This window comes from Streptomyces sp. NPDC003023, from assembly GCF_042888225.1.
GTDB lineage: Bacteria > Actinomycetota > Actinomycetes > Streptomycetales > Streptomycetaceae > Streptomyces.
On record NZ_JBIAPL010000002.1, the window covers coordinates 428,343 to 449,259 of the forward strand.

A 20,917-nucleotide genomic window follows, 5' to 3' on the forward strand; every position below is an offset into this window, starting at 1 on the left:
CATTGGCTGGGCACTGGGCCGGACAGGTAGCTGAAGCCCGTAATGTTGTGCTTGTGACCGTGAACGCTGAATCCCACGCCGTCGCCAAGGCGACCTGGCGAGACCTGCCCGCGGCGCAGCAGCCCGAGTACCCCGATGCCGAGGCTCTGCGCGATGTGATCGCGGACCTCGAGTCGTATCCGCCGCTCGTCTTCGCGGGCGAGTGCGACCAGCTGCGCGCCCGGATGGGAGCCGTCGCCAAGGGCGAGGCGTTCCTGCTCCAGGGCGGCGACTGCGCAGAGGCGTTCGACGCGGTGTCCGCCGACCACATCCGGAACAAGCTCAAGACGCTGCTCCAGATGGGTGCGGTGCTGACGTACGCGGCGTCCGTGCCGGTCGTCAAGGTCGGCAGGATCGCCGGCCAGTACTCCAAGCCGCGCTCCAAGCCGACCGAGACCCGCGACGGCGTGACCCTGCCGACCTACCGCGGCGACTCCGTCAACGGCTTCGACTTCACCGAGTCGGCCCGTATCCCGGACCCCGAGCGCCTGAAGCGGATGTACAACGCCTCCGCCTCGACGCTCAACCTGGTGCGTGCCTTCACCACCGGTGGTTACGCGGACCTGCGCCAGGTGCACGCCTGGAACCAGGACTTCGTGAAGTCGTCCCCGTCCGGCCAGCGCTACGAGCAGCTCGCGCGTGAGATCGACAACGCGCTCAACTTCATGAAGGCGTGCGGCACCGACCCGGCGGAATTCCGCACGGTCGAGTTCTTCGCCTCCCACGAGGCCCTGCTGCTGGACTACGAGTCGGCCCTGACCCGTACCGACTCCCGTACCGGCCGGCTGTACAACACCTCGGGTCACATGGTCTGGATCGGTGAGCGCACCCGCCAGCTCGACGGCGCGCACATCGAGTTCGCGTCCCAGATCCGCAACCCGATCGGCATCAAGCTGGGGCCGACGACGACGGTGGACGAGGCGCTGACCTACATCGACCGTCTCGACCCCGAGCGCGAGCCGGGCCGGCTGACCTTCGTCGTCCGCATGGGCGCCGACAAGGTCCGCGACAAGCTCCCCGAGCTCGTCGAGAAGGTCACCGCCTCCGGTGCGACCGTGGCCTGGGTGACCGACCCGATGCACGGCAACACCTTCGAGGCGGCGTCCGGGCACAAGACCCGCCGATTCGACGACGTCCTCGACGAGGTCAAGGGCTTCTTCGAGGTCCACAAGGCGCTCGGCACCCACCCGGGCGGCATCCATGTCGAGCTCACCGGTGACGACGTCACCGAGTGCGTGGGCGGCGGCGACGAGATCTTCGTCGACGACCTGCACCAGCGCTACGAGACGGCCTGCGACCCGCGGCTCAACCGCAGCCAGTCCCTGGACCTGGCGTTCCTGGTGGCGGAGATGTACCGCGACCAGTAGTGACGGCTCGACGACAGTGGGGCGTGGATCGCTGTGATCCACGCCCCACTGGCATATTCGGGGCTTTTACCCACCCCGGGCGCCGGGTAAGGTTAGGTTAGCCTCACCGATCATCGGGACGGCGACGCAATCGATCCCGCAGGGAGGTGGACCGCGTGTACGTCTGCTCGTGCTTCGGCATCACGGAGAAGCAGGTCAAGGAGCACGCGGAAGCCGGCGCCTGCACGCCCCGGCAGATCGCGTCCGTCTCCAAGGCGGGGACCGACTGCGGTTCCTGCGTGCGTCGCATCCAGGGGATACTCGGCCGCGGCGCCTGCCCCCGCCGTGAACTGCTCGAGCAGGGCGGTGGCGCCTCAGTGCTTGCCGCCGATCCCGACGGCACACGGCCCGCGCTCGACGAAGCCGCGTAGTCCCCCTCGGCGCCAGGACTCCCGGCCGCCTGATCCCGGGTCCACTGGCCGATCGGCGCCGCTAACCCTCCGGCTGTTCGATCAGCTGGGCGATGTACAGGGCGTCACCGAGCTTCCCGACCAGTTCCAGCTGGGTGTCGAGGTAGTCGATGTGGTGCTCCTCGTCGGCCAGGATCGACTCGAAGATGTTCGCCGACGTGATGTCGCCCTTGGCGCGCATGACCTCGATGCCGCGCTTGAGGCGGTCGATGGCCTCCACCTCGATCTGCCGGTCCGCCTGGAACATCTCGGTGACCGTCTGCCCGACGCGTACATGGAACAGCCGCTGGTAGTTCGGCAGACCGTCCAGGAAGAGGATCCGGTCGGTCAGCACCTCCGCGTGCTTCATCTCGTCGAAGGACTCGGCGCGGGTGTACTTCGCGAGCTTCGTCCAGCCGAAGTTCTCCTGCATCTTCGCGTGCAGGAAGTACTGGTTGATCGCGGTCAATTCGGCAGTCAGCTGCTCATTGAGGAACTCGATGACCTCGGGGTCGCCCTGCATCGCAGAGGCTCCTTCCGCACGTGTGACTGGGCAGGTTCGCGAATCCTTGCACCGTGACAAGGGGTCGTCCAGTAAGTGCACGCTTAGTAGGAGTTGCCCGAATCGGCCCAGACCTGGTCATGACCACCCCTCCCGGTCTGTCACCATTGAAGGCATGGGTCAGCCGGAGAGCCGGGAATACCGCGCACAAGAGGAGTCCGAGCTTCCGCCGGGGCAGCGACTGCAGCGCGGCTGGCCCGTCACCCACTACGGGCCCGTGCCCAAGTTCAAGCCGGACCGCTGGGAGTTCAGGGTCTTCGGCGCCACGGCCGATGGCGAGAAGCGCTGCTGGAGCCACGAGGAGTTCTCCGCGCTCCCCTTCTCGAGTGTCGTCGGTGATCTGCACTGCGTGACGAAGTTCAGCATGGTCGGGGCCGAATGGGGTGGCGTGCCCGCCCGCACGGTCGTGGAGCTGGCGCCACCCGCGCCTGCCGTGACCCATGTGATGGTCTGGGCGGAGTACGGCTTCAGCGCCAATCTGCGGCTCTCCGACTTCGTCGCCGAGCGAACGATCTTCGCCACCCACAAGGACGGCGAGCTGCTGACCGCCGAGCACGGCTTCCCGCTGCGTCTCGTGGTGCCGCACCTGTACGCCTGGAAGGGGCCGAAGTGGGTGCGGGGCGTGGAGTACATGACGGCCGACCGCCGCGGTTTCTGGGAGGAGCGGGGCTACCACAACCTCGGTGACCCCTGGCGGGAGCAGCGGTACTCCTACCAGGAGGAATCGGGCGACGGCCCGGAGCTCTGAGACCCGGGCCGTGTACGGCTCAGTGGTGGTACTGGTGGACCACCGCGTGCCCCTTGCCGCGCCCGATCATCCACTTGTTGACGGGTGTGGTGATCGCGAAGGCGACCAGGAAGGCGAAGGCCAGGGCGCCCCAGAACAGACCGTCGGACAGATGGGCGTCCATCGCGCCGGGGACCAGGAGCAGCACGCCGTTGTCCACGATCTCCATGACGGTGATGGAGAGGGTGTCGGCGGCGAGAGCGACTCCGATCGCGGCCTTCAGGCTCAGTCCGGCCCGCAGGATCGCCCAGAGCGTCAGCGAGTAGCCGAAGAAGAAGGCGAGCACGATGGCGAGGACCATGGTCGGGGCGTTGCCCCAGCCCAGGGCGGTGCCGATGACCATGCCGAGTACCTCGCCGATGGCACAGCCGGTGAGGCAGTGCAGGGTCGCCTTGGCCGCCATGCCCCACCCGACCTTGCCTGTGCCGTGGTCGCCGTGGTCGCCGTGGTCGCCGTGATGGCCCTGGTGGTCCTGGTGGCCGTGGTGCGCGTGCTGGTGGTGATCCGTGTGCGTCTCATGTCCGTGCTGCATGATCGTGCCCCCGGCGTCAGGATGTGCGTTGCCTGTCGATGAGTGGGAACCATATACCCCCACCGGGTATTCCGGGAGGGTCTGCCCTTTCAAAGATTTCAGCGCAGTTTCTTCAGCCGTGCCACGTCCGCCGCGTGTCCCTCCCTGCCGCCGGGAGTCTCGATGACCAGCGGTACGCCTTCTGTGGCGGGATGCGACATGAGCTCCCGGAACGGCTCCTCACCGATGTGGCCCGTGCCGATGTTCTCGTGCCGGTCCTTGTGCGCACCGACGACGTCCTTCGAGTCATTGGCGTGGATCAGCTTCAGACGCCCCTCGCCCACCGTCCCCACCAGCAGATCCAGCGTCCGCGCCATTCCGCCGGGGGCAGCGAGATCGTGGCCGGCCGCGAAGATGTGGCAGGTGTCCAGACAGACACCCAGCTTGGGATGAGCGTCGAGGGCCTCGAAGTACGGACCGAAGTCCCAGGTCCGCGAGCACAGCGAGAAACCCTGCCCGGCAGTCGACTCCAGAAGCAGGTACGGGTCGTCGTCGTGCGTCAGTTCGTCCAGCAGCGGCAGCATCCGCTCACGGACCTGCGCCAGTGCGACCTCCCGGTCACGGCCTCCCGTGGCGGACCCGGTGTGCACCACGACACCCCGGGCGCCGATCTGGCGTGCTCTGCGCAGCGAGTGACGCAGGGAGAGAACCGACTGCTCGACCGTGGCCTCGGTGTGGGAGCCGAAGTTGATCAGATACGGGGCATGCACCCACGCGGAGATGCCGTCGGCCGCACACTCGGCCCGGAACTTCTCGTCCTGGGCCGGACTGCCCTTGGGAGTCGCCCAGCCACGCGGATTGGCCACGAAGACCTGCACGGCCTCCGCCTCCAGCTCCCGTGCGTAGACGAGTCCGGTCGTGGCGAGGCCACCGGCCACGGGGACGTGGCCGCCGACAGGGTTGCGCATCGGTACTAGAGCCCCTTGGTCTTGATGGTGATCGTGCTGCCCTCCGGCGCCTGGCCGCCGCCCTCGACGGACTGGCTCTCGACCTCGTCCCCGAGGAACGGGAAGTTCTTCTCGACCTTCACCACGAAGCCCGCCGCCTCCAGCTCGGTGGTCGCGTCGCCCACCTTGTCACCGACCACGTCCGGTACCTCGACCATCCGCGGGCCCTTGGAGACCGTGAGCGTGACCGTGTCGCCGCGAGCGAGCGTCGTGCCTTCGGCGGCCGACTGCCGGGCGACCGAACCGGCCTCCTCTGCCGAGTGGATCCGCTCCTCGGCGACCTCGACCTTCAGTCCGGCCTCCCGGAGCTCGGCGGTCGCGTCCGCCACGGATTCACCCGTCACATCGGGGACGTCGATCGGCGCGCCCTTGCTGACCACGAGCGACACCGCCGAGTCGGGACTGCGGCTGCTGTCCGCGGCAGGATCCGTGCTGATCACCGACCCCTGCGCGACACTCTCGTCGAACTCCCTGGTGACCACGCCCGGTGCGAGCCCCGCCTTGCGGAGCTCGCGCTGCGCCTCGGCCAGGGGCTTGCCGACGACATCCGGGACTTTCACGATCTTCGGACCGCGGGAAACGACGATCGTCACGGAGCCGTTGCCCCGTATCCGCTCGTTCGTGCCCGGGTCGCTGTCGATCACGGTGCCGCGGGCGACGGTCTCGCTGAAATCGTGGCGGACCGTCTTCACCTCGAGTCCGGCCTTGCCGAGCGCCTGGCGCGCCTCCTGCTCGGTCTTGCCGATCAGGGCCGGGACGCGGGTGAACTGGCCGGAGTTGATGTACCAGACGCCGGCGCCCACACCGATCACGGCGATCACCGCGATCAGCAGTGCGAGCAGCCCGCGGCGGGGCAGCGGACCGACACGGCGCACCGGCCGCTCGGGCTCCGGCTCCGGCCGCTCCGGAGGCGGCAGGATCAGCCGTGCGGTGTGGTGCACGGCGGGCTCTTCGCGGGGCAGCGCCCGGGGGATCACATCCGTACGGTCCTCGTCGGCGGCGCCGGGCGGCGTCCCGTCCTGCGAGCGCGCCGTCGGCGGCACCGCGTCGAGCTGTGCCGTGTCGAGCGAGGCGCGTGCCTCGCGGGCCTGCGCGAGCAGCGCCACCGCGTCGTGCGGCCGGACCTCGGGGTTGCGGGCCGTCGCGCTCGCGACGAGCTCGTCCAGCTCGACGGCGAGACCCGGGAAGAGCGCGGACGGCGCGGGAACATCCGCGTTCAGGTGCTGGAACAGCACCTGTGCCGGGGTGTCGCCGGAGTGCGGCTTGGCGCCGGTCAGCATCTCGTAGAGCACGACACCGCACGCGTACACATCGGCGCGGGTGTCCGCGGTGCCGTACTCGATCTGCTCCGGAGCGAGGTACGAGACGGTGCCCAGAACCGTGCCGGAGGTGTTGGTGACGGAACCGACGGCCCTCACGAGACCGAAGTCGGCGACCTTGACCCGGCCGTCGTCCCCGATCAGCACGTTCTCCGGCTTCATGTCGCGATGCACGAACCCGGCCCGGTGCGCGGCGCCGAGCGCGGCGAGCACGGGCTCCAGGATGTCGAGCGCGGCCCGCGGCTGAAGCGCACCGCGCTCCCGGAGCACGTCGCGCAGGGTGCAGCCCTCCACGTACTCCATCGCCAGATACACGTACGCGCCCTGTGCGCCCTGGTCGAACACCCCCACCACATTGGGGTGGGCCAGCCGGGCGACGGACTTGGCCTCGCGGATGAAGCGCTCCACGAACGTCGCGTCGGTCGCGAGGTCCGGGTGCATCACCTTGAGAGCGAGTACGCGGTCGAGGCGGGTGTCGACGGCCCGGTAGACCGTGGCCATGCCGCCGACGGCGATGCGCTCATCGACTCGGTAGCGGCCGTCGAGCACCTGCCCGACGAGGGGGTCCTGGAGGGTCGTGTCCACCCCGCGATTCTACGAGGCGGGGCGGCGGGCTCAGACGGGCCGTGCGGGGCGGGGGGGTGGACTGCAGCCGAGCTGTGACGCGGGGCGGCAGTGCGGGTGGCGCCTGCGGCGGGCCGTTTCCCCACCCCGCGCCCGGGCCCTCTGTCGCTTTGTGGGCGGGGTCGTTTCCCCGCACCGGCGCGTCCCTTTCCGAAGCGGGGCAGGCCCCGGGTCCTGTTGCCGCCCTGCGGGCGGGCCGTTGTACCGCTCTGGCGGACGGCGTACCGCGCTCCGCGCGGTGGCCTCGAACTCCCCCTACGGCCTGGAGGCCGCGGGTGGTGCCCCCGAGCCGGGCTGGATTCGCCGCTGCGGGGCATCTTCAGCCCCGCCGGCGTTTGAGGCGCGGGGGTACGGGGGCAGCGCCCCCGAAACACCGCGCGGAGCGCGGTGAACGGGTCCGGGCTCGGCGATTGAGGCGCGCATATCCAGGGCAGCGGCCCTGAAACACCGCGCGGGGCGGGTCCGGGCGGAGCCCGGTTGTGGGACGGGGGTGCCCCCATGGCCGCCGGCCCACCCGCACCGTCAGAACGCCGGCCGCTCCGGGTCGAGGGCCGCCCGCCCCTCGTGGGGCGACGACGCCTCCGCGAAGTGCCGTCGCGGAATCCGGCCCGCCCGGAACGCCAGCCGCCCCGCCCCCACCGCGTACCGCATGGCCTCCGCCATCAGCACCGGCTCCTGCGCCCGCGTCACCGCGGACGCCAGCATCACCGCCGCGCACCCCAGCTCCATCGCCAGGGCCGCGTCCGACGCCGTGCCGGCGCCCGCGTCGAGGATCACGGGGACGCCCGCCTGCTCGACGATCAGCTGGAAGTTGTGGGGGTTGCGGATCCCGAGCCCGGACCCGATCGGCGAGCCGAGCGGCATGATCGCGGCGCAGCCCACGTCCTCCAGCCTCCGTGCGAGCACCGGGTCGTCGTTCGTGTACGGCAGCACGGTGAAACCGTCGTCGACGAGGGTCTCCGCCGCGTCCAGCAGTTCCACACCGTCCGGCAGCAGGGTCCGCTCGTCGGCGACGACCTCGAGCTTGATCCAGTCGGTGCCGAGCGCCTCCCTCGCCAGGCGCGCGGTGAGCACCGCCTCGCCGGCCGTGAAGCAGCCCGCGGTGTTCGGCAGCACCCGGATGCCGAGCCGGTCGAGCACGGAGAGCACGGACCCCTGGACTGTCGGGTCGAGGCGCCGCATCGCGACGGTGGTGAGTTCCGTGCCGCTCGCGACCAGGGAGCGTTCGAGCACGTCGAGGCTGGGCGCCCCGCCCGTACCCATGATCAGCCGGGAGTCGAACGTCGTCCCGCCGATGGTGAAACGGTCGTCTGCCATGCCGGCTCAGCCTCCCTGCACTGCGGTGAGAATCTCGACGCGGTCGCCGTCGCCGAGCCGGGTGCCGGCCCACTGGCTGCGCGGGACGACGGCCTCGTTGACGGCGGCGGCCACGCCCGACGGCGCCGCGGTGAGTGCCGCGACGACGGTGTCGAGCGTGGTTCCCGCGGCGAGGTCGCGTGCCTCGCCGTTGACGGAGATGTTCATGCGGGCTGCTCCTCGAGGATCGAGGAGAAGCGGCGTGGGGTGAAGGGCCGTGCCACCTCCGGCAGTTCACCGCTCACCAGCGCGGCCGCCAGCACGTCGCCGGTGAGGGGGGTGAGCAGCACCCCGTTGCGGTAGTGCCCGGTGGCCAGCAGGAGCCCCGGCAGTTCGGTGAAGCCGAGCAGCGGCGCGTTGTCGGGGGAGCCGGGCCGCAGCCCGGCCCGGGTCTCGACCAGGGGCAGTTCGGTGATGCCCGGTACGAGCTCGTGCGCGTCGCGCAGCAGCTCGTACACGCCGCCGGCGGTGACGGTGGTGTCCCAGCCGAGTTCCTCGCTGGTCGCGCCGACGACCAGTTCACCGTTCTCGCGCGGCACGAGGTAGACATGGCTGCCGCGCACCACGGCGCGCACCGTGCGGGAGAGGAACGGCGCGTAGGGCCGGGGCACGGTCAGCCGCAGGACCTGGCCCTTCACCGGCCGGACCGGCGGGAGCACATCCGCCGGGACGCCCTCGAGCCGTCCGCTCATGCTGCCGCCGGCCAGCACCACCTGTGCCGCGGAGAGTTCACTGCCGTCGGCGAGCACGGCCCCGGCGGCCCGGTCACCGGTGACGACCAGTCGCTCCGCCCAGGTGCGGCGGAGGTCGACCCCGGCCCGTTCGCAGGCCGCGACCAGCGCCGCCGCCAGCCGCCGCGGGTCGACCTGGTGGTCGCCGTCCACCCGCAGTCCGCCGCGCACACCGGGCGCGAGCATCGGCTCGAGGCGTCGGCATTCGCGGCCCGAGAGCCATTCGGAATCGAGCCCCGACCGGCGCTGCAGGGCGTGCAGTTCACGCAGATGCGCGCGGTCGTCGGCGTCGAGCGCGACGGCGAGGGTGCCGCACGAGCGGTAGCCGACGCGCTGCCCGCTCGCCTCCTCCAGTTCGGCCACGAAGGCCGGGTAGCGGCGGGCGGACTCCACATTGAGACCGAGCAGCGTCTGCTCGCCGTAGTGGAGTTCGGTGACGGCGGCCAGCATCCCGGCCGCGACCTGCGCGGCCCCGCCGCCGGGCTCGGGGTCGGCGACGACGACCCGCAGCCCGCGCTGCGCGGCCCGCCAGGCCGTGACCAGGCCGATGACTCCGCCCCCGATGACAAGGACATCGGGAGTACGTGGTGTGCGAGACGACATGGGCGTCCAGCCCCTCCCTTCGCCGGCATGACCCGGATCAGGTTCGTACGGTCGGAGGCCGTCCAGCCTCCCTCTCAGCCCGGTGCGTCCGGGCTCCCGCGAGTGCCTTACGGTGCCACCCTAACCGTTCCGGGTCACGTGCAGCTGAAGAAGGACGGCCGGGCCTCCTCCGGGTACTGCGCCTTCGAGGCCGTCGAGCTGCCGGACGGGCGGGGCGGCTGGAGGAGACGCGGGAGAGGGAGTCCCAGGAGGGCGGCGGGACGAGCGCGGTGGAGGAGTCGCCTTCCTGACCTGTCGTCAGGTACGCGCGGATACGTAAGGTGTGCGGGTGGACGAACAGCAGACAGCGTCACGGCGCGTGGTGATCGTCGGCGCGGGCATGGCCGGCGTGCAGACCGCGGTCGCCCTCCGCGAACAGGAATTCACCGGCCGGGTCACGGTGATCGGTGCGGAGCCGCACCAGCCGTACGACAGGCCCCCGCTGTCCAAGGCGATCCTGCTCGGCAAGGCGGAGGACTCCGCCTTCGACATCGACTTCGAGGCCCTCGGTATCGAGCTGCGCCTCGGCGCGGAAGTGACACGGGTGCGGACCGGCGCCCACGAGGTCGACACCGCCGCGGGCCCCGTCCCGTACGACGTACTGGTCCTGGCCACCGGCGCCGCGCCGGTCAGTCTGCCGGGCACCCGCCACGTTCCCGGTGTCCATCTGCTGCGGACGCTGGACGACGCCGCGCGACTGCGTCCGCTCCTCGCGGAGCAGCACGACATCGTCGTGGTCGGCGCGGGGTGGATCGGTGCGGAGTTCGCGACCGCCGCCCGCGAGGCGGGCTGCGCCGTCACCGTTCTCGAGGCCGCCGACCGCCCGCTGGCCGGGACCATGCCCGCCGAGGTGGCCGCCCCGATGGCCGCCTGGTACGGGCAGTACGGCGCCGAGCTGCTCACCGGCGTCCGGGTCGCCGCCGTCGAGGCGGGGTACGTCGTGCTCGACGGGGGCCGCAGGATCCCGGCCGGCGCCGTCGTCGTCGGAATCGGCGCCCGGCCCGCGACGGGCCTGCTCGCGGGCTCCGGAGTGGAGCTCGGCCCTGACGGCTCCGTCGTCGCGGACCGGTATCTGCGTGCCTCCGCCCCGGACGTGTACGCCGTCGGCGACTGCGCCTCCTACCCCTCGGGCCGCTACGGCGAGCGGTTGCTCGTCCACCACTGGGACAACGCGCTCCAGGGACCGCGCACCGTCGCCGCGAACATCGTCGGGGGCCGGGAGCTCGAGGCGTACGACCCGGTGCCGTACTTCTGGTCGGAGCAGTTCGGGCGTTTCGTCCAGTACGCGGGTCATCACGGCGTCTTCGACACCCTGCTGTGGCGGGGCGACCCGGCGGACGAGACCTGGTCGGTGCTGTGGCTGCGGGACGGCGCCCTGGTGGCCCTGCTGGCCGTCGGCAGGCCCCGTGACCTGGCCCAGGGCCGCAGGCTGATCCAGTCCGGGGCGGCGCTCGACACGGAGCGGGCCGCCGACTCCTCCGTCCCTCTGAAGGCGGCGGCGCGGTAGGTCCCGGCTACCGGCTGTCGGTCTTGGATGGCAGGCTTGTCCCGTGACCGAGATTGACGCAAAGACCGATGCCCTCGTCCCCGCCTGGCTCCACCTGCCGGACATCGCGGAAATGCTCGATGTCGAGGTGACGCGCGTGCGGCAGCTGGTCAAGGACGGCCAGCTGATCGCCGTGCGGCGCGGTGAGAACCGGGCGCTCCAGGTGCCCGCCGCCTTCATCGACGGCAACAAGGTGGTCAAGGGCCTGTCCGGCACCCTGACGCTCCTGAGGGACGACGGCTTCTCCGACGAAGAGATGCTCGAGTGGCTCTTCACCCCCGACCCGACCCTGCCGGGCACGCCCGCCCAGGCGCTCAGCGAGAATCGCGGTACGGAGGTGAAGCGCCGGGCCCAGGCGCTCGCCGTCTGACGTACCGGAAAACCATCACCGCGGCCGGATGTACGGCCGGGCCGCCCGGCCCGCGCATCCGGCCGCCCTACGGGGGGATCGCCTCATGATCACGGCTAGCGCGCCGCTGTCCGACGCCCGGCTCTATCTGTGCACGGACGCCCGCAAGCGCCAGGGTGACCTTCCGGAGTTCCTCGACGCCGTGCTGGCGTCCGGGGTGGACATCGTGCAGCTGCGCGACAAGGGCATGGAGGCCGGCGAAGAGCTGGAGCACCTCCAGGTGTTCGCCGACGCCTGCCGCCGCCACGGCAGGCTCCTCGCGGTGAACGACCGCGCGGACGTGGCGCACGCCATCGGCGCCGACGTGCTGCACCTGGGTCAGGGCGACCTGCCGGTGCCCGCCGCACGCGCGATTCTCGGGGACCGTGTGCTGATCGGCCGCTCGACGCACGCCGAGTCCGAGGCGGCGGCAGCAGCCGTCGAGCGGGGCGTCGACTACTTCTGCACGGGCCCCTGCTGGCCCACCCCCACCAAGCCGGGGCGGCACGCCCCCGGCCTCGACCTGGTGCGGTACACCGCCGGGCTCGGGAGCGACCGTCCGTGGTTCGCCATCGGCGGGATCGACGCGGGCAATCTGGACGAGGTGCTGGACGCCGGGGCCCGCAGGGTCGTCGTCGTTCGCGCGATCACCGAAGCCGACGACCCGGCCGCCGCGGCCGCCGACCTGGCGAAGCGGGTCAGGGCGCGGGTCGGCTGACGGTCACGCGCCGCCGATGATCGTCCATTTATGTCCAAGGGGTGGACAGGAGACCGACAAAGCGGAAATATTTATCGGTTCGGGTTGGGGGACCCCCGCAGTTTGGCTAACCTGCCCGTATGGCCCTCGGTACTGCTTCCACCAGAACGGATCACGCACGCACGGTGCGTGACCTGCTTGCGACGGGCAAAACGTCGTACTCGTTCGAGTTCTGGGCGCCCAAGACGGAAAAGGGCGAGCGGAATCTGTGGAACGCGCTGCGCAGGGTCGAGGCGGTCGCCCCCAACTTCGTCTCCGTGACCTACGGCGCCGGCGGCTCCACCCGCGCCGGCACGGTCAAGGCCACCCAGGAGATCGCCGCAGACACCACCCTCACGCCGGTCGCGCACCTCACCGCGGTCGACCACTCGGTCGCCGAACTGCGCAACATGATCGGCCAGTACGCGGACGCGGGCATCCGTAACATCCTCGCCGTGCGCGGCGACCCGCCCGGCGACCCGATGGGTGAATGGGTCAAGCACCCGGAAGGCGTGCGGTACGCGGCCGACCTGGTCCGGCTCATCAAGGATTCCGGCGACTTCTGCGTGGGAGTGGCGGCCTTCCCCGAGATGCATCCGCGCTCGTCGGACTGGGATGAGGACGTCCGGCACTTCGTGGCCAAGTGCCGCGCGGGCGCCGACTACGCGATCACGCAGATGTTCTTCCGGCCCGAGGACTATCTCCGGCTTCGCGATCGGGTCGGTGCAGCGGGTTGCGAAACCCCGATCATCCCCGAGATCATGCCCGTCACCAGCGTCAAGCAGATCGAACGCTTCGCCACGCTCAGCAACGCGCACTTCCCGGACGAACTGAAGATGCGGATCCTCGCCGTCAAGGACGATCCGGCCGCTGTACGCTCCATTGGCATCGAGTTCGCGACGGAGTTCTGCGCGAGGCTGCTCGCCGAGGGTGTCCCGGGGCTGCACTTCATCACGCTCAACAACTCCACCGCGACGCTCGAAATCTACGAGAATCTCGGACTGCACGAGCAGTCGTGACCGGCCGCAGACGCCCCGCTCCGGGGCTGCGGCCGTATGAGAGGGGCGGACATGGGCTGGACGGTCCTCTACATCGCGTTCGGCATCGTCGCGCTGTGGCTGCTCGGTGAGGTGCTGCTGCAGTACAAGGCCCGGCTCCGCTGGCGGGTGCTCGCGTTCTGCGGGTTCCTGGGCGTCGTCATAGGCGTGCTGCTGGCCTCCGTGGTGGTCATCGCGCTCGGCACCATGGCGTTCGCGGTGGGCCAGACCTATGTGACGCTCTCCTTCCGGCGCGGTTTCTCCACCGGCTGGGCCCTGGGCGGCAGGCCCGGCGTGAGCAGGCGGCGGAAGTCCGGTGCCGAACGGGAAGCGACACGGGAGCCCACGCTCGAGGTCACCGACCTCTCCTACGACACCGACGAGCAGGGCGCGGCGGCGGACCGCACGGACCCCGTCTACGAGCCGCAGCCGATGCCGGACGAGACGGGCCAGTACGGCGTCTACACGGAGGAGGCGTACGCCGCCCGGCATGACGAGGCGCAGACCGGAGCGCAGGACACGCACGAGGCGCAGGACCCGAACCACGTCTCGCACGGCACGGGTTACGGCGCCTACGACGCGTACGGCGACTACCGGCAGGAGCCCGCGGAGCAGGCGGGCTACGCCGCCCAGTACGACTACGGCAGCGGCAGCCAGCAGTACGCCACGTACTCCGACCCCTATGTCGGCGGTCAGCAGTACAGCACCTACGACTCCTACGGCGGCGACTACGGCGAACAGCAGCAGTACGCCGGCTACGGGCAGCAGGAGGGCTACACGGAGACCCCGCCCGGCGGTGTCTGGGTGCCGCAGCAGCGTGAGGGCGATCAGCAGGAACAGCCCCCCGCGTACTACGACACCGGATACAACGAGCAGCAGTACCGCTACTGACGACCGTTGCAGTTGCCGCTGCCGCTGCCTTGGCCGTCGAGCCTCACCGGGAGCCGCGGAAGCCGGAACCCTCCACGATCAGCCCGGCCACCAGCGCCCCGGACATGCCGGCGTGAGCCAGCCCGCCCCCGGGATGGGCCCAGCCGCCCGCGAGATACATGCCGGACAGCGGACCGGCGTTCGGGGCGGGGAGGAACGCTCCCGAAGCTCCGGCGAGCGCCGGAGCGGGGACCACGGCGGCCGCCGTGTCCCCGAGGGTGTCCTCCGGAGTGCGCACCTCACGCCACAGCATCCGTTCACCCAGCTCCGGCACCGCTGCCAGGGCCGCCTCCACCATCCGGTCCGCCGCCGCTCCGGCGGCGTCCGCCCAGGACCGTTTGCCGAGCAGCTCAGCCGGCACGGTGGACGTCAGGGTCACGGTCTCGTGGTCGTCGTCGGGCCGCAGCAGCGGGTCGTCGGGCCGCATGACGATCACGGTCGGACGCGGGCCCGTCTTCCCGGCGTCGATCGCGTCCCACTCCCCGAGCGGATCCGGGGCATGCACGACGGTGCGGTGCGCGGTGCCCTCCGGCCGGCCGCCGCGCAGCGCCAGATGGACCGTCAGCCGCCCGGTGCGCACGGCATCCTGCCGTGGCCACCCGTCCGGACGGTCCCGCCCGACGACAGGGTTCCGCCCCACGGCACGGCCCTCGAACAGCGACGGCACCGGGGCGCCGGACACCACCATGTCCGCCTCGACCGGCTCGCCCCCGGCCCGCTCCAGGCCCACCACGCGGCCGTCCTTCTCCAGCACCCGCGTCACGGGGGTGCCGAAGACGAACTCGACCTTCCTGGCCAGGCACCGCTCGTACACCGCGTCGGCCAGGGCGCGCAGACCGCCCAGCACGTACCAGGAACCGAAGGTCTGCTCCATGTAGGGCAGCACCGACGCGGAGGCGGGTGCGGTGCGCGGATCGAGCCCGTAGGCCAGCGCATGGCTGTCGAGCAGCGCGGCGAGACGCGGATCGCGCAGCTCGCGCCTGCCGATCTCACCGAGGGTGCGGGCCGGCCGCCGCAACAGGCCCTGGCGCAGGGCGGGATAGGGGTCCTTCGAGAAGCGGGAGGTGTCCGCGGGCAGCGGTTCCTCCAGCAGCGGGCGGCGTGAACGCTCCCAGGCGTCCCGGGCACGGCCGAGGAACTCGCCCCAGCGCTCACCGGCACCCGGCCCGAGCGCCGATTCGAGCGCGGAGACGGTGCCGGCCCGCGACGCGTTCGGAAGGAGGACGTCCGTGCCGTCGGCGAAGAGATGCCGGCTCGCCGGATCCACCTGCGTCAGCCGGACGCACTTCTCCAGCGGCTCCTTGCCGGTCTTGACGAACAGATCACGCCAGACGGCCGGGAGGTGCAGCAGACCGGGGCCGGTGTCGAAGACGAACCCGTCCCGCTCGAAGCGTCCCACCGAGCCGCCGTACGTAGAGGTCCGCTCGTACACCGTCACCCGGTGGCCTGCCACGGCCAGCCGGGCGGCAGCCGCCATGGCGCCCATCCCGGCGCCGATCACCGCAATCCGTGCCATGACCGCGACTTTATTACCCGGGTCCGAGCGTCACGGACCCGGGCAGGTCACCAGTTCGTGCCCGTCAGACGTCTCTCCTCCCGGCGCTGCGCCCTGCGCCGGAGGAACCGCCGGATTCTCGCGGCGAGGAACACCACCATGACGATGCCCAGTACGAGGAGCGTGCCCGCGATCACCGCGGCGGCCACCGGGTTGAAGACCGCGAAGGAGATGATCCCGGCCACCCCCAGGTCCTCCGCCAGGCTCACGCCGATGTTGCTGAAGGGCTCCGGCGAGGTGTTGACGGCCATGCGGGTGCCGGCCTTGACCAGATGGCTGAGCAGCGCGGTCGAGCCGCCCACGGCGCCCGCGGCGAGCTCGGGCAGCGAACCGCTCTCGCCCGCCAGCAGCGCTGCGACGACGGCGCCGGCGACGGGCCGGATCACCGTGTGGACCGAGTCCCATATCGAGTCGACGTACGGGATCTTGTCCGCCACCGCCTCGCACAGGAAGAGCACTCCGGCGGCGACCAGGACATCGGTGCGCTGCAGCGCCTCCGGCACCTGGTCGGACACGCCGGTCGCACCGAAGACGCCGAACAGCAGGATCACCGCGTAGGCGTTGATCCCGCTGGCCCAGCCGCTGGTGAAGACGAGAGGGAGTACGGACACGGACGCGATCGTAACCAGCCGCAGGGCCCCGCGCGTGGGTCCGCGCACGGAGAGCTGAGTATCCGTACCTAGCCACCCAGATGAGTAGCCGCGCGGATGGGGGCGGACCTGCCGGGACGACAGAGTGGTGACCACGGAAGGGGCGCGGCGCCGGCACCGCCGACACGGGGCGGCGGAACGGTGCGGCTCCCCTGACGGAACGGGGTGCAGGACGGAGAGCCCATGACCACGGGGGAACAACGGGGGTCCGGGCTCTTCGGACCACGGGGGAGCGGGGGAGCGGGGAACGGGGAACGGGAGACGCCGGGCGGGCTGGATCTCCAGCCCGCCCGGCGTTTCGTGGTTCCCGTTCGCTCCGCGGCTCCCGGCGGGTCAGTCCCGCCGTCCGCTCACCCGGCCGTGCAGCAGCAGCGACAGGGCCCCGTGCACATCGTCGAGCGACCGCTCCCGCTGGAACGCCTGCCAGTCCAGCGCCGCCACCAGAACCATTCCGACCAGCGCGGCGGCGGTCAGCGGAATGTCGATCTCGTTGCTCAGCTCTCCCGCCTCGACGCCCTCCCGCAGCACCGTCTCCACGACGGCCACCGCCTGCTGTCGCACCACGAGGAGCGTGGACTGCCAGGCGCGGTTGGTGCGCCACAGCTCTGCGACGTACAGCTGGGTGAAGGCCGGATAGCGGTCGATGAACACCAGACCGGCCCTGATCATCGCGTCCAGCGCCTCGACCTTGGAACCGCCGCGCGCGGCCGAGTCGTCGGCCGCCTCCTGCAGTGAGGCCGTGAGGAGGCCGACGCCGAAGCGCAGCAGCTCCTCGAAGAGCTCGGTCTTGCTCTTGAAGTTGTAGTAGACCGTGCCCTTGGCGACCCCGGCGCGCTCGGCGATCTCGTCGACCGTCGTGGCCGAGAAGCCCTGCTCCGCGATGAGCGTCACGGCCGCCTCGTAGAGCTTGGCGCGCGTGGCCCGGCGTCTGGTGCTGCTGGTGTCCATGACATCGATTCTCACAGGTCGGACCGCCGTCACAGACTCAGCTCGGGGTGGAGCCTGTCGAGCGTCCACACCTGCTTGCGGCGCGCGGAGAGGGCGGTCAGCGCCAGGGCACCCGCGGTGAAGGCGAGAAGCACCGCACACGCCTGCCACACCGGGCCCGGTCCGCCGCCCGTGATGAGCCTGCGCAGCGCGTCGACCACGTAGGTCATGGGCAGGAACGGGTGGATCGCGTTGAAGAAGCCGGGACTCGTCTGAACCGGGTAGGTGCCGCCCGCCGACGTCAGCTGGAGCATGAGGACCGCGAGGACCAGGATCCGGCCCGCGGCGCCGAAGCGGGCGTTGAGCCACTGGATGATCGCCGCGAAGCAGCAGGTGACCAGGGCGAGGAAGCCGACGGTGCCGGCCGCGTGGGCCATTCGGAGCCCGAGGCCCCAGTGCAGTACGGACATCAGTGCCGCGACCTGGAGCAGGCCGATCGCCGCCACGGGAAGCAGTCCCGCCAGCGCGATCCGCCATGCGGAAGAACCGGTGGCGAGAGCCCTGCGGTTGAGCGGTTGGATGATCATGTACGCGACCATGGCGCCCACCCAGAGGGAGAGCGGGATGAAGTACGGCGCGAAGCCGGTGCCGTAGTTGGGCGCCGAGTGCAGGGACTGGCCGGCCAGCTGGACGGGGTCCGCCATCACCTCGGTACGCCGGTCGCGGTCCTTCTTGTCGTAGTCGGGGATCTTCTCGACACCCTCGCCCAGCCCGGTCGCCAGTTCCGCCGACCCGTCGGCGAGCCGGAACAGCCCGCCGTCGAGTTCGCCGGCGCCCTTCTTGAGCTCGGCCACACCGGTGTCGAGGTCGGCGGAGCCCGTCTTGGCGGTGGTGAGCCCGGTGTGCAGCCGGCCGGCGCCCGTGGCGACCTTGTGGGCACCGGTGTTGAGCTCGTTGATCCTTGCTACGGCGTACTCGAGGTCCTCGTCCAGCTTCGGGGCGCGCTTCGCGATGTCGTCGGCCTTCTTCTCGAGGTCGGTGAGGTGCTTCTTCAGTGCCTTGAGGTTGCCGTCGCTGTCACTGACCAGTGCGGCGGCGTCGGCCGCGATCCCGGCGACGTCGGCCGCCGTGGTCTTGGCGCGCTTCAGGCCGGGGCAGGCGCTCGCGTCGGGGATCAGCGCTTCCTCGCACCGGGTGCGGTGGATCTCGCTCAGCTCGTCGGCGTTCTTCTGGGCGCGGGTTGCCGCGTCGGGGGCCCGTTCGGCCAGGCTGTCGAGGTTGCGCCGCACGGCCCGGGAGGCGTCGGCGACGAGCCGGGCCGTGTCGCCGATCGACTCCCCGTTGTCCTTGAGGTACGGGCGCAGCCGGTCGGCGTAGCCGTTGACCTTGTCGGCCAGCGCCTGCGTGCCCTCGGCGACCTGACGGGACCCGGTCTTCAGCTCACCGGCGCCCTTGTGCAACGACTTGATGCCGCCCGCGAGTCTGCCACTGCCGTCCTTGGCGTCCTTGAGGCCGTCGGCGAGATCCTCGGAACCCTTCTTGGCCTTTCCGGCACCGCTCTTGAGCTTGTCCGCGCCCTTCGCCGCCTCCGCCGTCGCCCGGTGGATGTCGGAGAACGAGATGAAGATCCGGTCGAGGAACGACCGTGAGGCGTCGGTCGACGCGGCGGTGCGGACCTCGGAGAAGACGGTCCGTGAGATCTGGCCGACGATGTAGTTGTTCGCGTCGTTGGTGCGGACCTGCAGCGCTCCGGTCTCGGGGAAGTCGCCGGAGCTGGAGGCGATGCGCCGGCTGAAGTCCGACGGCACGGTCAGCGAGAGGTAGTACGTGCCGTCCTCGACGCCCCGGCGGGCCTCTGCGTCGCTGACCTCGTGCCACTCGAAGACGTCGCTGTCGTGCAGGCCCTTGGTGATCTCGTCACCGGCGTCGATCCTCTCGCCGGACGCGGTGGCGCCCCTGTCGTCGTTGACGAGAGCGACGGGAATCCTGTCGAGCCTGCTGTACGGGTCCCAGAACGACCACAGGTACAGGGCGCCGTAGAGGAGAGGCAGCAGCAGGACCGCGACGACGGCGGCGGCGGGCAGCTTTCCGCGGCCGAAGCGCTTCAGCTCAAGCGCGGCCAGTTTCGGCGATCGCATCGGCCGTCCTTTCCTCGTCGGTGTCGGTGTCGGTGTCGGTGCCGGTGCCGGTGGTGCCGGTGCCTGTGCCGGTGGTGGTGGTGCCCGAGGCCGAGTCCGGCTCTGGGTCCCGGCCCTCGTGTGTGGCCGGGTCCGTGTCCGTGTCCGTGGTGGGGGCGTCGGTGTCTGCGGCCGTGCCCGAGCGGGATGCCGGTCCGCCGGTGCGGACGACGACAGCCCCGTCCGGCGCCTGGCTGCACACCGCGAGCACGGTCGTGCCGCTGTCCGCGACGGAGCGCAGCAGCGCCCAGGCAGCCGTCCGCTCCGTGTCCGAGAGCTTGAGGTCCGTGTCGTCGACGGCGAGCAGCCGGGGGCCGCCTATCAGGGCCAGGGCGACGGAGAGCCGCAGTTCCTCGAGCCGTTCGAGGTCGCGCACCGCGGTCCGCTCCTGCTTGGGCAGCGAGGAGAGATCGAGCCCGGCGGCGGCGAGGGCCTTCTCGACGCGCTCACGCGCCGCCGCGGACCGCTCCGCGCGCGGCCTCAGCAGGACGCGAAGGGAACCGTCGAAGCGCCGCTGGAGCAGCGCCCGTTCGCGCAGGTGCTCGGCGACGGTGAGTGCGGGGTCGAGATCGCTGACGCCGGGCACCGGGCCGAGCGCGCTGACCCTTCGCACCGCGGTCATCCTGCGCGGCAGTCCGAGGCCCGCGATCTCCGCGCGACCCTCTGTGGGACGCATCCGCCCGGTGAGCGCGAGCAGCAGACAGGTGCGCCCGGAGCCCGACGGTCCCTCGATCGCGACGAGCTCACCCGGCTCGGCGTCGATGTCGACGGAGCGGAACGCCCAGCCGCGCGGACCCTTCAGCCCGAAGCCCTCGGCGCTCACGGCCGCCCCCCGGGGGCAGTCCGCCTGCCCCACCCCGATTCCCATCCCCGATCCCCTCCGACAGTTTTTAGACTGACCAGTCAGTGCAAAAACTACCCCCGAACCCATGAGCGAAGCAAAAGGCCAGGTCAGGGCGGATTGTCAGTGGGTGCCCCCACCATGGACACATACGGCCACAGCGCCGTCACACGACGACAGGAGGATCGTCATGGCCAGCTACAACGCAGCCGCCGCTCACCGGCGCCGCGCCACCGGCCCTGCCCCCTCATCGACCGGCCCGGCGCACGACGTGCACCCCGTGCTGCGCCGCGCCACCGCACCGCCCGCCGCGCTCGATCTGCTCGCCCAGGCCCGTACCGGACTCGATGAGGCAGCCGCCCTCGAGGTGCCGAACGAGCGGTACGCCACGGCGCATCTGGCCGCCCTGCGCACCGCCGCCGCGGTGCTCGCCGTCCGCGGCCGTCCGGAGACGAGCGCGCGACGGCGACAGCGGATCCGCAGCGCCTGGGAGGTGCTGCCGGAGATCGCGCCCGAGCTGTCCGAGTGGAGCCTGCTGTTCGCCTCGGGGGCGGACCGACGGGCCAGGGCGGAGGCGGGCATACAGGGCGCGGCCACTCGCCGCGACGCCGACGACCTTCTCAGGGACGCGGCCATGTTCCTCCGCCTGGTGGAGCGGCTGCTGGTGCTCCAGCCCGTGCTCCCGCAGCCCAGGGCGCAGCAGCCGGAGCAGGCGCCGGCCCGTGGCGAGCGGGAGGACGCCACGGGATGAGACGGA

The 20,917-nt window shown here is 71.2% G+C and carries 21 protein-coding genes and 1 riboswitch; of the genes, 9 read left to right on the plus strand and 12 right to left on the minus strand.

Annotated features, from left to right (window positions below; translation table 11 throughout):
* The first annotated feature begins 47 nt into the window (after positions 1-47).
* Complete coding sequence (locus ACFYV1_RS10195) at positions 48-1,406, plus strand: class II 3-deoxy-7-phosphoheptulonate synthase (protein ID WP_389394975.1); 1,359 nt, start codon at positions 48-50, stop codon at positions 1,404-1,406.
* A gap of 155 nt (positions 1,407-1,561) precedes the next feature.
* Complete coding sequence (locus ACFYV1_RS10200; RefSeq protein ID WP_389394976.1) at positions 1,562-1,816, plus strand: bacterioferritin-associated ferredoxin; 255 nt, start codon at positions 1,562-1,564, stop codon at positions 1,814-1,816.
* A gap of 61 nt (positions 1,817-1,877) precedes the next feature.
* On the opposite strand, the gene bfr is transcribed toward ACFYV1_RS10200, so the two are convergent.
* Entirely contained in the window at positions 1,878-2,357 is a 480-nt protein-coding gene (bfr, locus tag ACFYV1_RS10205) for a bacterioferritin (RefSeq protein ID WP_389394977.1), read from the minus strand.
* 154 nt (positions 2,358-2,511) lie between these two features.
* On the opposite strand from bfr, the gene ACFYV1_RS10210 reads away from it, so the two are divergent.
* Positions 2,512-3,144, plus strand: coding sequence for a sulfite oxidase-like oxidoreductase (locus ACFYV1_RS10210; RefSeq protein ID WP_389394978.1), 633 nt, complete (start codon positions 2,512-2,514; stop codon positions 3,142-3,144).
* A 19-nt stretch (positions 3,145-3,163) separates the two neighbouring features.
* Here the strand turns inward: ACFYV1_RS10210 and ACFYV1_RS10215 are convergent, their stop codons facing one another.
* From ACFYV1_RS10215 to thiO, 6 genes are all read right to left on the minus strand, one after another.
* Positions 3,164-3,715 carry a DUF4396 domain-containing protein gene (locus tag ACFYV1_RS10215; RefSeq protein ID WP_389394979.1) on the minus strand — a complete coding sequence of 184 codons (552 nt, stop codon included), beginning with the start codon at positions 3,713-3,715 and terminating at the stop codon, positions 3,164-3,166.
* 98 nt (positions 3,716-3,813) lie between these two features.
* Positions 3,814-4,662 (minus strand): deoxyribonuclease IV, encoded by an 849-nt coding sequence (locus ACFYV1_RS10220; protein WP_389394980.1) that lies wholly within the window; start codon positions 4,660-4,662, stop codon positions 3,814-3,816.
* Positions 4,663-4,667: 5 nt separating this feature from the next.
* Complete coding sequence (gene pknB / locus ACFYV1_RS10225) at positions 4,668-6,605, minus strand: Stk1 family PASTA domain-containing Ser/Thr kinase (protein WP_389394981.1); 1,938 nt, start codon at positions 6,603-6,605, stop codon at positions 4,668-4,670.
* A gap of 561 nt (positions 6,606-7,166) precedes the next feature.
* Positions 7,167-7,961 carry a thiazole synthase gene (locus ACFYV1_RS10230; protein WP_389394982.1) on the minus strand — a complete coding sequence of 265 codons (795 nt, stop codon included), beginning with the start codon at positions 7,959-7,961 and terminating at the stop codon, positions 7,167-7,169.
* A gap of 6 nt (positions 7,962-7,967) precedes the next feature.
* Entirely contained in the window at positions 7,968-8,168 is a 201-nt protein-coding gene (gene thiS / locus ACFYV1_RS10235) for a sulfur carrier protein ThiS (RefSeq protein WP_389394983.1), read from the minus strand.
* The gene (gene thiO, locus ACFYV1_RS10240; protein WP_389394984.1) at positions 8,165-9,334 is read right to left on the minus strand and encodes a glycine oxidase ThiO; all 1,170 of its coding nucleotides are present in this window, start codon (positions 9,332-9,334) and stop codon (positions 8,165-8,167) included. The genes thiS and thiO overlap by 4 nt, the downstream gene beginning before the upstream one ends.
* Positions 9,332-9,444, minus strand: a riboswitch (TPP riboswitch). (Overlaps the previous gene by 3 nt.)
* A 269-nt stretch (positions 9,445-9,713) precedes the next feature.
* On the opposite strand from thiO, the gene ACFYV1_RS10245 reads away from it, so the two are divergent.
* The 5 genes from ACFYV1_RS10245 to ACFYV1_RS10265 all read left to right on the plus strand — a co-directional run bounded on the left by ACFYV1_RS10245 (position 9,714) and on the right by ACFYV1_RS10265 (position 13,971).
* Positions 9,714-10,880, plus strand: coding sequence for an NAD(P)/FAD-dependent oxidoreductase (locus ACFYV1_RS10245; RefSeq protein ID WP_389395279.1), 1,167 nt, complete (start codon positions 9,714-9,716; stop codon positions 10,878-10,880).
* A gap of 43 nt (positions 10,881-10,923) precedes the next feature.
* Positions 10,924-11,289, plus strand: a complete 366-nt coding sequence (locus ACFYV1_RS10250; RefSeq protein ID WP_389394985.1) for an Rv2175c family DNA-binding protein — start codon at positions 10,924-10,926, stop codon at positions 11,287-11,289.
* Between the two features lie 85 nt (positions 11,290-11,374).
* Positions 11,375-12,025 carry a thiamine phosphate synthase gene (gene thiE, locus ACFYV1_RS10255; RefSeq protein ID WP_389394986.1) on the plus strand — a complete coding sequence of 217 codons (651 nt, stop codon included), beginning with the start codon at positions 11,375-11,377 and terminating at the stop codon, positions 12,023-12,025.
* 119 nt (positions 12,026-12,144) lie between these two features.
* The gene (gene metF / locus ACFYV1_RS10260; protein ID WP_389394987.1) at positions 12,145-13,062 is read left to right on the plus strand and encodes a methylenetetrahydrofolate reductase [NAD(P)H]; all 918 of its coding nucleotides are present in this window, start codon (positions 12,145-12,147) and stop codon (positions 13,060-13,062) included.
* Positions 13,063-13,113: 51 nt separating this feature from the next.
* Positions 13,114-13,971 carry a hypothetical protein gene (locus ACFYV1_RS10265; RefSeq protein WP_389394988.1) on the plus strand — a complete coding sequence of 286 codons (858 nt, stop codon included), beginning with the start codon at positions 13,114-13,116 and terminating at the stop codon, positions 13,969-13,971.
* Positions 13,972-14,014: 43 nt separating this feature from the next.
* Here the strand turns inward: ACFYV1_RS10265 and ACFYV1_RS10270 are convergent, their stop codons facing one another.
* The 5 genes from ACFYV1_RS10270 to ACFYV1_RS10290 form a co-directional block, all read right to left on the minus strand.
* Entirely contained in the window at positions 14,015-15,526 is a 1,512-nt protein-coding gene (locus ACFYV1_RS10270) for a phytoene desaturase family protein (protein ID WP_389394989.1), read from the minus strand.
* 47 nt (positions 15,527-15,573) lie between these two features.
* The gene (locus tag ACFYV1_RS10275) at positions 15,574-16,176 is read right to left on the minus strand and encodes a DUF4126 domain-containing protein (protein WP_389394990.1); all 603 of its coding nucleotides are present in this window, start codon (positions 16,174-16,176) and stop codon (positions 15,574-15,576) included.
* A gap of 372 nt (positions 16,177-16,548) precedes the next feature.
* Complete coding sequence (locus ACFYV1_RS10280) at positions 16,549-17,163, minus strand: TetR/AcrR family transcriptional regulator (protein WP_389394991.1); 615 nt, start codon at positions 17,161-17,163, stop codon at positions 16,549-16,551.
* 29 nt (positions 17,164-17,192) lie between these two features.
* Positions 17,193-19,280, minus strand: coding sequence for a YhgE/Pip family protein (locus tag ACFYV1_RS10285; protein WP_389394992.1), 2,088 nt, complete (start codon positions 19,278-19,280; stop codon positions 17,193-17,195).
* Positions 19,252-20,187, minus strand: coding sequence for an ATP-binding cassette domain-containing protein (locus ACFYV1_RS10290; RefSeq protein WP_389394993.1), 936 nt, complete (start codon positions 20,185-20,187; stop codon positions 19,252-19,254). Before ACFYV1_RS10290 ends, ACFYV1_RS10285 begins: the two co-directional genes overlap by 29 nt.
* A 163-nt stretch (positions 20,188-20,350) precedes the next feature.
* Between ACFYV1_RS10290 and ACFYV1_RS10295 the strand changes: the two genes are divergently transcribed.
* Complete coding sequence (locus ACFYV1_RS10295; protein ID WP_389394994.1) at positions 20,351-20,911, plus strand: SAV_6107 family HEPN domain-containing protein; 561 nt, start codon at positions 20,351-20,353, stop codon at positions 20,909-20,911.
* Positions 20,912-20,917: the final 6 nt, after the last annotated feature.